Consider the following 12118-nt stretch of genomic DNA (forward strand, 5'->3'; position numbering starts at 1 on the left):
AGCACCGCAGGTCAGCAAGAACCCCCGATTTTGGGGAGTTTTAGTTGACACGCGTTGCTGAATTCGGGAAGGAGGTGACGGGTGCGAAGCCGGCGTGCCGGGCCATCGCTGCCGCTTCGCCCCTCGAGCCAACACCGAGTTTGTCAAGGATATTCGCCACGTGGTACTTGACCGTGTGTTCGCTGATGTGGAGTTCCTGCGCGATTCGGCGGTTACGGTGTCCGAGGGTCAACTGGTGCAGAACGTCGATCTCACGCGGGTTCAAGACCTCCAGAGGATGACCCGCGGGTACTCCAGCCGTGCGGAGCGGGATGGTAGCGGTCAGCGTCGTTCCCCACCCCGGCACCGAGTCAACCTCAAGCGGTGCGTCGACGGCGGCGAGGCTCATCGCCAGCCGCCTGATGGCAAAATCGTCTGCTGCGAGCGTTCCCGGCCCATCGTCGCGCACCTGCACGTGTAACCTCGCCCCGGTCACCTCCCAAGCCACCCTGATGCGCGACACAGAAGGCTGCGCCAGCATCGTCATCGCCGCACCGCGCGCAAGCGAGCGAGCAGCGATGGCGACACTCGACGGCAGAATGTGGTCCGTATCTTTCGGCGCGGACAAGTCAAGTTCCGCATCGTGGTATCGCATGAGGAGCACGAGCTTATCTGCCATTTGCGCGAACGCGTCTGAGACAGTTTCGGATTCCGCGCTGCGTGCTTCGTCACCGGAGGTTCGCAACTCGACCAGAGCAGTCGCACCGATATCCGTTGCTACACGCCGGGCGGTCGAGTCTGCGAGGTGAGCTGAACGCAGTGCCCCCAGCATGGTTGTGAGCGTAGCCGCATGAGCGTCGGTGAGTTCGGCGACAATTCTGGCCCGATCACTCGACGCGATCCTGGATTGCGCCAGTTTCGCTGGCTCAATCCGCGCGTTGAGGACCACGATCTTCTGCGCGGTGATCTCCCAGAGCAACTGCAAAAGCCTCGTCGCGGAAGCATCCGGCCGGGCGGTGTCCGGCAGCACGCACGCCAACACGGATCCGGCTGAACCGGCCGGTGCTGACGCAAGCGATAGCGCGTTCACCTCGTTATCACCCATAGTCACCCTGTCGGCGCGCGACTCACCGATGACCATGGTTCGCGCGAGCTGGGTCATCGCTGTTACGACCGCGGGACCCGTCGGTACGTCGCCGTACCAGCGCACTGGTTGCGCGACACAGTCACCGCTATAGAGCAACAGTCCCCGCAGCGGCAGAACTCCGCGCGCGACGTCTGCCAGCGCAGGCAGCGTCTCCGCGAGCGGCGATGAGAGCAGGCGCGCGACTCCAGCCAGCATGGATTCCGCTTGAGGCCGCTGATTTACCTCCGTCATTCCGTCACTCTAATGCGGCCAGCCCGAGATTTCGCCCCCAAAACCGGCTAGGCGGAACTAGCCCAACGAGTGGCCCACATTCCGGTCCAGCGCAGACAGGCTTGCATCAGCAACTCATCTCATCATCATGGAGGGCACATGGAGCGCGCTCGCGATCGACTCTTACTCGATACTGGAATTCTCGTTGCTCGTTTGGGTCTCGGCCTTGTTCTGGTGGCGTACGGCTGGCAAAAACTCTTTGATTGGGGCATCCCGATGACGGCAGAGATCATGTCTGCCGGTGGCGTCCCGCTCGCAAATGTCACTGCCTATATCGCGACCTTTGTGGAACTGATCGCCGGGCTTGCACTCATCCTCGGTGTAGCGGTGACCACAGCGGGGATCGGCGCAGCGGTGCTGATGACCGGCGCAGTCGTCTTCGTCAACATCGGTTCAGGCATCTACACGGCGGACGGTGGTTTCGCATTTCCGCTGGCGGTCGGGGTTGCCGCGCTCCTCGTGGCTGCCACCGGCGCCGGGCGCTTCAGCCTCGACCACGTGATGATTCGGCCTGCGCGCAACCGGCTTGACGCACGGCGAGCAGACCGGCAGCCCGCCGGATAGAGGAAACGAACAAAGCAACCCCCGGCAGAGCCGCTTGCGGCGACACCCGGGGGTTGTGGCTGTGCGCGCCGCCGTCAGGCATCGGCGGGGCGACGCAGGTGGGCCGCCACGTGTGCGACGCGAGTACCGAGGTGACGGGCTGTCGCCAGATCGGCCTGATTCATGGCACTTGGTTCGTGATCACCAGGGCAGTGCGCCAGTGCGCCAAGCCAGCCTCCGAGCCGGTTAAGATCGCGATCCGTGCCGCCAGGCAAGAGATCAAGGTTGACCCAGTGCATTCCGTGCTGCGCGGCGAGCACCGTGAAGTACTGCAGCGTGTTGAGCTTGTCGCCGCTCATCGCGCCTGACGTCGTGAACCCGGCCGCGACTTTGTCCTTCCACTGCTGTCTGCCCCACCGGGTGCTCGAAGCGTGACTGAAGGCGTGGAACTCTGGGCTGGCGCTTCCCATGTAGGTGGGTGACCCGAAGACTATCCCGTCTGCGGCGTCGAGCCCCGACCAATCCGCATCAGTCATCGAACCAACCTGGATCAGCACGGAGGATACACCGCTGACGGCAGCTGCCCCGTCGTGTACCGCCTGGGCCATCCGTGCCGTGTGGCCATAACCGCTGTGGTAGGCCACGCAAATTCGCACAGGTGAATCGGACATGCTTATTCTCCTCAATCGCCAATCAAAGCGCCGTGTTAAACCCACGACCCGCCTAGCCTCACATCGCGGTGACTCCCCCGGAACCGCTCATTCGGCCTGTTCATACCAGCCGATAGAGCTGGCACCTCCCTCAGATCCAGCTCCGCATGTCAATCACAACCCCAGTTTCTCGGGGTTGTGATTGACGTCCGGAGATGGATTCGGGGAGGAGGGTGGGTGACAATGAGCGAATGACGATTCGGCGGCTGCTCATTCGCGGCGGTTCGGTGCTCACCATGGACGGTCGGCTCACGGCGTTCGATGACGGCTATGTCGCGGTCCGCGGCGACACGATCGAAAGCGTCGGCAACGGCAGCCCCGCGAGCGAGCCCGGCACCGAAGTGATCGATGCGCGCGGCTGCGCGGTTCTGCCGGGCTTTGTCAACGCGCACACCCACCTTGCGATGACGCTGTTCCGCGGTATCGCCGACGACGTGGGCCTGCAAGACTTTCTGACGAAAGTGGTTGGCGAGGAATCGCGCACCCTGAACCCGGCGCGTATTTACGCCGGTGCCACGGACGCGTGCCGGGAGTCAATCCTGGCCGGCACCACCGCGGCACTCGATATGTACTGGTTTCCTGAACAAGCGGCGCGCGCAGGCCGACCCTACGGTGTCACCGTCGCTGCCGGCCCGGCCTTCGCGAACTTCGCAACACCCGAAAAGACAAGTGTCGACCGGAAACTGGAAGCCGCCGAAAGCTGGCTCAGCCGCGGCAACGGCCAAGGGCCACAGTGGCTTATGCCGCATAGCGCGTATGCGCTCACCCGAGATCACCTCAACGCGCTCGGCAGTCTCGCGCAACGCTACGGTGCTCGGATACATGTGCATGCATCGGAAAATGAGCGGGAAGTGGACACCGTTCGTGAAATGCACGGCGCCTCGCCAATCGAGGTGCTCGCGGACGCGGGACTGCTGACGGACCGCACCGTAGTCGCACATGCGGTTCAACTCAGCGACAACGACATCCGGCTCCTTGCTGAATATGGGGCTTACGTCGCGCACTGCCCCTGGTCCAATCTCAAACTCGCCTCAGGTATTGCACCGGTGCGGGCGCTGCTCGATGCGGGTGTGCGTGTCTGCCTCGGCACAGATGGCGCGGTAAGCAGCAATTCCCTCGACTTGTGGTCGTCGATCCGGCTCGCAGCAACTCTGCACAAGTGGCGTGAGCGTAATCCGGCCGCAGTGGGCGCGCACGATGTTCTCACCATGGCGACGCGTGTGGGTGCGCAAGCGCTGGGGCTCGACGAACGGCTGGGTTCCCTCGAACCAGGTAAGAAGGCGACCATGCAGGTTGTCGAATTGAGCGGTGTGCACCACGCTGGTGTGGCTGACATATGGTCCGCGATGACGTATTCGGCTCGCCCCGGTGATGTGCGGGATGTGATCGCGGACGGCGTGCCGATTGTGCGCGATCATCGGCTGCTTCAGGACGACGCGCTGCTTCGCCACGCGGAAAGCACGTCGTGAATGGCTGCTGCGCCATACAAGCGTCCGCCCGGGACCGGCAACTCCTGCGGGTAAAGCAGGAAGGGGCGGGTCTGCTCGCCGCCAAGTCCCCCATGGGAACCCACCTGCTCCTCAAACGCCGCGACCTCCTCAGTGACTGGTGAGTACACGCTGTTGATCATGAGATCCGGCACATTCGCGAAACTATCGGTACGGCGGACGCGTTCGAGCGCGAACGCTCCGTAATCCGCCAGCGGATCCTCCCCGTCAACCTCGCCGGTGTTGACATCGACTGACCCGTGCCGCCCCAATACCACCGAACTGCGGTTGTCGCGTGCCACCAGGACGAACCCGATGCCCGGGTGATCGACTAGCGCCGGAATGAGCCCCGGATAGTGCGCCGTGATCCATTCGAGGGTTGCTCGTCGCGGATGCCAGGGGAAACTGACAAGCCCGAGATTCCCGGACGCCAGCACGATCGGCTCGGTCGAGGGCTGTTCCTTCTCCGGTGCGTCCGCCTCCGTGTGAAATGCTGCGGCCGCGAATTGCAGCGTCTCCGCGCCACGCCCGAGGGCACCGGCATGTTCATCACCGTTCTGTGCGAGGGCCGAGTGACGCCGGCGCGTCAGTACGCCGCTGAGGTGCCGTGGCAGCGGTTGTTCGGGGGGCGGTAGCGCGCAGGCCCGGTGCACCAGTTCACGTAAGGACTCTTTGTAACGCTGCCGGAACGTCGCCCCTTGGGATTGACCGTGGTCCGACAGAACGATCACGTGATAATCCCGCTCAACTTCCCGCACCACGGCCAGCAGCAGGCCTATCTCCGCGTCGAGACGGCGCAGCACATCCAGCGTTTCGGGACGTTCGACACCGGAGTGGTGTGACACCTCGTCGTACCCGACGAGATCGGTGTAAATGATGTCACGGCCCCGGATCAGGTCGCCGATTACGGCAGCCACCGCGACATCCGTCAGCACAACTGTCGCGAACGCGCGCACCAGCGGGTAAAGGCCGCCGCGCCCGATACGAGGCTGGAAGTCGTGGCGTCGCTGCCGCCAGGATTGCCGGAGTTCGCGCAGCACCTCGGCGATGAAGCGCACGGTCGTGCGCGTCGCGTTGGCCGGGTCAACGAAGTACGCGGCGTACCCGTTACCACCGCCCATGCGCGGGCCGCGGAACTGACTGACCACGAGCATTGTGTCTTCTGCGCCACCGGTGAAGAGGTTGCCGCGGCTCGCACCACCTTTGAGTAGTTCGTTGCCATTCGTACGCTGCGTCTCGAGCCACAGCGTGTCTTCTGGCCGGTTACTCACGACGACCCGCTTTTCGCGCTTGTCGTACCAGCGGAACGCCGGTACATCGCGGTTGGTGCCGTAGAAGATGCCCAGCTGGCTCGCGGAGGTTTGGCAACTCCAATCGGTTTCCCACGGGATAAGCCGGTGCGAATCGGAGTGAATGAGTTCCGCGATGTGCGGAACATGCCCAGACCTGGCGGCCCGGCGCAGTACGTCGTAGCCGAGGCCATCGATCTGGATGCACAGCAAACCTGGCGTTGCGTAACGCTTCTGACTGCCCCGACGGCGCAACCTGCGCCGCTCGCGCCGCATCACCATGACCCGATACGCGTCATCGTGGGTAGACGCGATCGCGCCTGAAACGGCTGCCGCGACCACCGCCACCACCGCGAACGTCACTATCGTTGCCAGAGTCCCCTGGAGCTCCGCGACCGGGACGACGTAGATCGAGATCAGCAGAGTGATGACACTGTAGGCCATCACTGCCACGTAGAGCAGCGCCGGGCCAACCCATAACATCGCCCGCAACAGGAGCGGCCACAGGACCGCGTTCAGCCCGCAGAAAACGGCCGCGATCGCAAGCGCCCGCCCGAACGCGATCAGACCTTCCTCGGTTGCTACCCGGAGCGAAAACCCGTCGAGCAACCCATCGAGAATGAGCAGGGTCGCAGCGACGAAAGCGGCGAGCAGCAAGAACTCACCGAGTGTGCGCAATCGGCGCTGCAGGCGGCGCTCTTCCATCGCAGATGCTCCCCCTTATTTGGTCGTACGACTGCCGCCCTCCATGATCGCGCACGGTGCCCCATAGTGAGCGTCACTCAGGTGACGCGCGGGCGAGGTTGCTGTACAAACAATGGTGGCGCAGGCATCACGATGGCAAGGCGGCGTGTTTCGTTGACGGAGAACCATTCAGTTTCGGTGCGATGGCACGGCCACGCCACAGCGACCATTTCCGACAGCGGAACGACCGTGCTGACTGACCCTGTGTTGACGAACCGAGTCGGCCATTTGCGCCGCCGGCGCGGTCCCTCGCCGGGCGCCGCAGTGCGGACACCTGACGCTGTCGTTCTGTCTCATCTGCACGGCGACCACACGCACTTGCCATCCCTGCAACTACTCGACGGAAACACTCCCATCATCGTGCCGGTGGGCGCGGCGGATGCCGTTCGCGGGCTGCGCGAGTTTGACGATCAGCTGGTCGAGGTGCAGATCGGCGACACCGTCGCTATCGGGGCGCTGCGAATCACCGTGACCCCAGCGGCACATGACGGCCGCCGCTGGCCGCGCGGACCAGCACACACGGACGCGGTTGGCTACCTCATCGAAGGATCTGCGACCACGTACTTCGCTGGGGATACCGACCTTTTCACCGAGATGCGCGAGTGGGCCGCGACATGTGATGTCGCCCTGATACCGGTGGGCGGATGGGGCCCGACTCTCGGACCCGGACACCTCGACCCCCAGCGCGCCGCCGAAGCGGTAGCGCACATTGAAGCCAAGCATGCGGTTCCAATTCATTTCGGGACACTCTGGCCGATCGGTCTCGAGAAGGTACGGCCGGAACGCTTCCACAGCCCGGGTAAGCATTTCGTGGACAGTGCCGCCGCGGCGGGGGTTACCGCTACGGAGCTGATTCCTGGGGGCACGCTGCGCATCGGCGAGCGGCAACCGCGCTCAGCGTAACCGCTCGGCCGCACGGGCCAGCGTCACAAGCGAGTCAACGAGATCGCGCAGTTCGCCATCGGTGGCGCCCTCAGAGATTGCCGTGGCAACGTCTTCTGCAGCACAGCGAACTTCGAATGCACGGTCAGCCAGCGCTGACGCCTCAGCCGCCGACAGCACCACCGCGTCGGCAGGAATGGATGTACCCCGCACCGCCGCTCGGTGCTCGTAGGCGCGCTGACGGCACGATTGCCGACAGTACTGCCGCCTTCTTCCCACGCCAGTGTCCGGCACTTCCCGCCCGCACCACTGACACGCGTGCGGGCGCCGAGCAAGTCTCGCCACAATGCTAAAGATTAGCGTCCGAAATGAACGAAGTGACGGAACAACGCGCCTGCGCGTTCACGTGGACTCCACAGCAAGTAAAATGATTCGGCCACCTTCAAGCGGGAACCTTTCCCACTGTCGGTGCGTTGAAGACTGTGTACGGTCCGGCGGGCGACAGGCTGCGGGAACGCGCAGTCTATGTCCGACGATGAAAGGGGAAAGCGATGGCAGATCGGGTCCTCCGAGGGAGCCGTCTCGGCGCTGTTAGTTACGAGACCGACCGGGACCATGACCTCGCCCCGCGCCGGTATGCCCGGTACCGCACCCCTAGCGGTGAAGAGTTTGAGATTCCGTTCGCTGACGACGCGGAAATCCCTGGCACCTGGTTGTGCCGGAACGGCGAGGAGGGCGAGCTTGTCGAGGGCGCTGCGCCCGAGACGAAGAAGGTCAAGCCACCCCGGACACACTGGGACATGCTCCTTGAACGCCGCAGCGAGGAAGAGCTTGAGGACTTGCTCACTGAGCGCCTCGAACTTCTGAAGCAGCGGCGGCGCGGGCAGCGTCCAGTGTCTAGCTGACGGCTATCAGCAAAATGAGGCGGCACCCCGACTAGGGTGCCGCCTCGTTGTCATTGGGCGCCGGTGTCAGGAGGCCTTGCGCCGCCGGAACCGCGCGGTGCGGTGCTGCCACCCCCATTGAGTCACTTTGAGCAGTGCTTCCCGCACAATATTGCCGCTCATTTTCGACTCGCCGCGCTCACGTTCGGTGAAGGTGATCGGGACTTCCCGGACGTTGAAACCAGCCTGGATACTTCGCCACGCGAGGTCGACCTGAAAGCAGTAGCCGTGCGACTCGATCTCAGCGAGCGGCAGCGCTTCGAGCACGGTGCGCCGGAAGGCGCGGTAGCCTCCCGTGATGTCTCGCAGACCGACGCCGAGCGCCAGCCTGGAGTACACATTGCCGCCCCGGGACAGCCACTCGCGATGCTTCGGCCAGTTCACAACCGTGCCACCTCGGACATAGCGGGAGCCAAGAACTAGGTCGTAACCGGCGTCGATCTGGTCGAGGAGCCGATGCAGCTGCTCGGGGGCGTGACTGCCGTCAGCGTCCATTTCGACAAGCACGCCATAGTCGCGCTCCAGACCCCAGCGGAATCCAGCAATGTATGCGGCACCCAGACCGTTCTTCGCAGTCCGGTGCATCACGTGGATGCGCTTCAGTTCGTCCGCGTCAGCCAGTTTGTCGGCCAGTTCTCCGGTGCCGTCTGGGCTGCCGTCGTCAACAACCAGAACATGCGTGTGGGGCAGCGCAGCGTGGAGACGGTCAATGATGGCCCCAAGGTTGTCGCGCTCGTTGAACGTTGGGATGATCACCAAGGTGCGCGCGCTGGGACGGCTCTCTGCCGCCCCCGAATCATGCTGGCCACTCGCTTGCGGGGTGCCCGCCATTCGCTGTCCTTCCTGCCGGTGTCGCCCACTATTCCGCACACGACGCACGGAACATATGAGAGTGTATGCGTTCAGCTCGATGATGAATCTAGCGTGACGGGTGTGCGGCGCGCTGCCTGCACACCGGTTTCGCTGCCAGCTTCACGGCGCCGGTGCATCACAATACCCGCTGCGCAAGCAGCGATAGCGAGGGTCCCGATGACACGCTCCGGCCACGGGCCAAGTGACGTCGCGAGGGTTGTGTCGGTGTAGAGCGGCAACTCGCTCACCAGCACATCGGGAGTGAAGATCCCGCTTTGCTGCTCGATCTGCCCGTCAGCCGTGACGATCGCGCTGACCCCGCTTGTGGCCGCGACAACGACGGCACGCCCATGCTCCACAGCACGCACTCTCGACATCGCGAGCTGCTGGAAGGTCATATCGGTGTCGTCGACGGTCGTGAATGTCGCATTGTTCGTAGGCACTGTGAGAAATTCCGCACCACTGCGCACCGATGTCGTGAACGCGCGATCGAACGCGACTTCATAGCAGGTAGCCACGCCAACTCGAACGCCCGCCGCGTTCACCACAAAATCGCTGTCGCCGGGGACGAAGTTGCCTGCCATATCGACGAGGTCAGGAAAGAGTAGCCTGAAGACGCCACGCATCGGCATGTACTCGCCGAACGGCTGGATGATCGCTTTGTCGTGTTTATCCGCGGGTCCCCCTTCGGGCTCCCACACCACCACAGTGTTCGAGAACGTGCCATCCCCGTTGTTGCGCACCGCCCCAACGAGGATCGGTGCCCCCACCGCCCGGGCGGCATTAGTGATGAGTTGCGTTGCGTACGGGTCGCGAAACGGGTCGATGTCGGATGAGTTCTCCGGCCAGACCACGATGTCCGGCGGTGGCGCCTCGCCGCGCTCCACCGCCCGGGCGTATTCGAGCGTCCGCTGCACATGGTTGTCGAGGACCGCTCGCCGCTGTGCGTTGAAGTCCAGGCCCAGGCGCGGGACGTTGCCCTGCACCGCTGCCACCGTTATTGTCCGGTCCGGCTCACCCTCTTGCGCGGCAGTCGCACCCAGCACAGCAGCACCCACAAACGGCACCACAACGGCCAGCACACTGACTGCGACGCCGCCGATCGCTCGTGTGCGCAGGCACGCGGCCATTCCGGCAAGCCCCACCCCCGCGAGCGCGACCGCGAACGTCAACCCGGGCGCGCCGAATCCCGCAGCCCAGGGCAGCAGTGGTCCCTCCGGCTGCCCGAACGCCAATCGTCCCCACGGGAACCCGCCGAACGGGAACATCGAGCGAAACCACTCCGCCGCCGTCCACCAGGCCGCCACGGCGGGAATAGCGATCACGAGGGGCAGCCGCCACACCAGCACCGTGCCAGCGCCGAATATGCCCATGTAGACCGCGCATGCGAGCGCCAGTGCCAGCCATGGCACCGGGCCAACATACATCCCTACCCACGGCAGCAGCGGAGCAAAGAAGCCCACCCCGCCGAGAAAGCCGTAACCGAAGCCGCCCCACAATCGCGGCTGAGCGCCGCCGAGCCTCGTGATGACGGCGACAAGCAGGGCCACTCCGAGGGGTGCGAGAAACCACGTCGTGCGCGGCGGGAAACTAAAGAAGACCAATACACCCGCAAGCAGCGCGAGCACGCTGCTCACGGCGGTTCGCAGAGTCTCACTCACCGGCGTGTTCATGCTTTGCGCTCGTAAATCAGCGTGCCCTGGTGAACGGTCCGCAAACACACTGGCAGCGGCCCGTCGAGCCGCGGCAGGGCGGGGACGCGTGACCGCGGGTCGGTTGACCACCTCTGGACCCTGTCCGGCGGGGCGGAAACTTCCAGTTCGGCCGCGTCCCACACCGCGTACGAGGCGGGTGCGCCAGGCACGAGTGTTCCCGCGACACCGTCCCGCACGCCGCCCGCGCGCCAGGCGCCGCGCGTCGCCGCCGCGAACGCGGCTCGGGGGGAAATGCCTGAGCCATCGGTACGGTGCTGGACGGCCGCTCGGATCATCTCCCACGGCGCTACCGGTGTCACTGGCGCATCTGAACCGAAGGCGAGCGAAACCCCTTTGGACGCGAGCATCGCGAACGGGTTGAGAGTTCGCGCGCGCCCGGCCCCGAGCCGCTGCGCGTACATCCCGTCCGCGCCGCCCCACAGCGCGTCGAACACCGGTTGCATGCTGGCGATCACACCGAGCCGGGCCACGCTCTCCGCCTGCTCCGCGCTTACCATCTCGGCGTGTTCTAGACGATGTCCGCACCGCGCAACTTCTGGCCCACTGAGTTCGGCGGCAGCGCGCTCGCAGGCACGCACCGCCGCTGTGACAGCCGCGTCACCAATAACGTGGAACCCGGCCTGCACACCGGCTTGCGTACAGGCCGTGATGTGTGCGGCCATCGTGTCCTCGTCGAGGTACATCCGCCCGAACCCGGCGTCCTCGCGATCGTGATAAGGCTCGGAGAGCCACGCGGTCCGGGAGCCGAGCGCGCCGTCTGCGAACAGGTCACCGCCTAGCGCGTGGGCGCCGGTGCTAGCCATGAGTTCCTTTGCCGCCTCTGCGGTCGGCACCGCTTCACCCCAGTAGCCGCGGATCTCGACACCATGGCCGGTTGTAAGAAGCTCGCGGAAATCAGTGATGCCCGCGATCTCAGGGCCGCCGCACTCGTGCACGCAGACGATCCCGCGGCTGGCGGCATGGTCGAGAAACGCGGCGCGGGCGCGGGCGCGCTGGCGCGGCGTCAGCTTCGAGCGCGCGGCCGTGCGTACCCGGTGGTGCGCTTCAGCCGTCAGCGGATCGGCGGCGGCGAAACCCGGCGCCCCCGTCAGGCCGGCGGCGGCTTCACGCAGCGCGCTCGACGCCGCCGCCGAATGCGCGTCGATCCTTACCGCATACACAGCCCGGCCCGGTGCCGCGGCATCCAGTTCATCCGTGCGCGGCGGACGCTGATCTGGCCACACCGTCTCATCCCACCCGGTCACCCAGATCACCCCGTCATCGCTGGTGCGCGCATAATCCTGCAGCGCCGCGAGCATCGCGTCCCGCGTGGGGCAACCGGTGACGTCAAGACTTATGTGCGCCAGGCCCGCCGCCGTAGTGTGCACATGCGGGTCGACAAACCCGGGGGTCACGAACGCTCCGTCGAGGTCAACGATCTCAGCGGCGGGGTGCAGGGCCCGCCCAGGGTGGTCGTCCCCCACCCACACGACGACCCCGTCTGTGATCGCCATCGCGGTCGCGGAGGGTGACGCGGGGCTGTAGATGCGCCCGCCAACTAGCAGCTGAGTTCCCAC

At 65.0% G+C, this 12118-nt stretch carries 11 protein-coding genes; 4 read left to right on the forward strand and 7 right to left on the reverse strand.

Annotation, left to right across the window (positions count from 1 at the left end; translation table 11 throughout):
- Positions 1-40 precede the first annotated feature (40 nt).
- A complete protein-coding gene (locus ONR57_RS06805) occupies positions 41-1357 on the reverse strand; it encodes a LuxR C-terminal-related transcriptional regulator (RefSeq protein ID WP_265122350.1) in 1317 nt (438 codons plus the stop codon).
- Between the two features lie 138 nt (positions 1358-1495).
- Here ONR57_RS06805 and ONR57_RS06810 point away from each other — a divergent pair, with 138 nt between their 5' ends.
- Positions 1496-1960, forward strand: coding sequence for a DoxX family protein (locus ONR57_RS06810; RefSeq protein ID WP_265122351.1), 465 nt, complete (start codon positions 1496-1498; stop codon positions 1958-1960).
- A 74-nt stretch (positions 1961-2034) separates the two neighbouring features.
- Here the strand turns inward: ONR57_RS06810 and ONR57_RS06815 are convergent, their stop codons facing one another.
- The gene (locus ONR57_RS06815; protein ID WP_265122352.1) at positions 2035-2610 is read right to left on the reverse strand and encodes a flavodoxin family protein; all 576 of its coding nucleotides are present in this window, start codon (positions 2608-2610) and stop codon (positions 2035-2037) included.
- 230 nt (positions 2611-2840) lie between these two features.
- Between ONR57_RS06815 and ONR57_RS06820 the strand changes: the two genes are divergently transcribed.
- Positions 2841-4118, forward strand: a complete 1278-nt coding sequence (locus ONR57_RS06820; RefSeq protein ID WP_265122353.1) for an amidohydrolase — start codon at positions 2841-2843, stop codon at positions 4116-4118.
- Here the strand turns inward: ONR57_RS06820 and ONR57_RS06825 are convergent.
- Positions 4076-6130 (reverse strand): alkaline phosphatase family protein, encoded by a 2055-nt coding sequence (locus ONR57_RS06825; RefSeq protein WP_265122354.1) that lies wholly within the window; start codon positions 6128-6130, stop codon positions 4076-4078. The two genes, ONR57_RS06820 and ONR57_RS06825, sit on opposite strands and share 43 nt — an antisense overlap.
- Positions 6131-6262: 132 nt before the next feature.
- Between ONR57_RS06825 and ONR57_RS06830 the strand changes: the two genes are divergently transcribed.
- Entirely contained in the window at positions 6263-7072 is an 810-nt protein-coding gene (locus ONR57_RS06830) for an MBL fold metallo-hydrolase (protein WP_265122356.1), read from the forward strand.
- On the opposite strand, the gene ONR57_RS06835 is transcribed toward ONR57_RS06830, so the two are convergent.
- Positions 7064-7396: a hypothetical protein gene (locus tag ONR57_RS06835; RefSeq protein ID WP_265122357.1), complete on the reverse strand. Its 333-nt coding sequence runs from the start codon at positions 7394-7396 to the stop codon at positions 7064-7066. The genes ONR57_RS06830 and ONR57_RS06835 overlap by 9 nt on opposite strands.
- 206 nt (positions 7397-7602) lie before the next feature.
- On the opposite strand from ONR57_RS06835, the gene ONR57_RS06840 reads away from it, so the two are divergent.
- Positions 7603-7956: an RNA polymerase-binding protein RbpA gene (locus ONR57_RS06840; protein WP_265122358.1), complete on the forward strand. Its 354-nt coding sequence runs from the start codon at positions 7603-7605 to the stop codon at positions 7954-7956.
- Positions 7957-8022: 66 nt separating this feature from the next.
- Here ONR57_RS06840 and ONR57_RS06845 read toward each other — a convergent pair whose 3' ends face one another.
- The 3 genes from ONR57_RS06845 to ONR57_RS06855 form a co-directional block, all read right to left on the reverse strand.
- Entirely contained in the window at positions 8023-8826 is an 804-nt protein-coding gene (locus ONR57_RS06845; protein ID WP_265122359.1) for a polyprenol monophosphomannose synthase, read from the reverse strand.
- Between the two features lie 71 nt (positions 8827-8897).
- Entirely contained in the window at positions 8898-10520 is a 1623-nt protein-coding gene (gene lnt / locus ONR57_RS06850; protein WP_265122361.1) for an apolipoprotein N-acyltransferase, read from the reverse strand.
- Positions 10517-12118, reverse strand: coding sequence for an amidohydrolase (locus tag ONR57_RS06855; protein ID WP_265122362.1), 1602 nt, complete (start codon positions 12116-12118; stop codon positions 10517-10519). The genes lnt and ONR57_RS06855 overlap by 4 nt, the downstream gene beginning before the upstream one ends.

This window comes from Hoyosella sp. YIM 151337, assembly GCF_026041215.1.
GTDB lineage: Bacteria > Actinomycetota > Actinomycetes > Mycobacteriales > Mycobacteriaceae > Hoyosella.

Bases quoted from the DNA above. Each gene is read 5' to 3' on its own strand.
- ONR57_RS06805 (WP_265122350.1), bottom strand. From the start codon at position 1,357: ATGACGGAGGTAAATCAGCGGCCTCAAGCGGAATCCATGCTGGCTGGA.
- ONR57_RS06810 (WP_265122351.1), top strand. From the start codon at position 1,496: ATGGAGCGCGCTCGCGATCGACTCTTACTCGATACTGGAATTCTCGTT.
- ONR57_RS06815 (WP_265122352.1), bottom strand. From the start codon at position 2,610: ATGTCCGATTCACCTGTGCGAATTTGCGTGGCCTACCACAGCGGTTAT.
- ONR57_RS06820 (WP_265122353.1), top strand. From the start codon at position 2,841: ATGACGATTCGGCGGCTGCTCATTCGCGGCGGTTCGGTGCTCACCATG.
- ONR57_RS06825 (WP_265122354.1), bottom strand. From the start codon at position 6,130: ATGGAAGAGCGCCGCCTGCAGCGCCGATTGCGCACACTCGGTGAGTTC.
- ONR57_RS06830 (WP_265122356.1), top strand. From the start codon at position 6,263: ATGGCAAGGCGGCGTGTTTCGTTGACGGAGAACCATTCAGTTTCGGTG.
- ONR57_RS06840 (WP_265122358.1), top strand. From the start codon at position 7,603: ATGGCAGATCGGGTCCTCCGAGGGAGCCGTCTCGGCGCTGTTAGTTAC.
- ONR57_RS06845 (WP_265122359.1), bottom strand. From the start codon at position 8,826: ATGGCGGGCACCCCGCAAGCGAGTGGCCAGCATGATTCGGGGGCGGCA.
- lnt (WP_265122361.1), bottom strand. From the start codon at position 10,520: ATGAACACGCCGGTGAGTGAGACTCTGCGAACCGCCGTGAGCAGCGTG.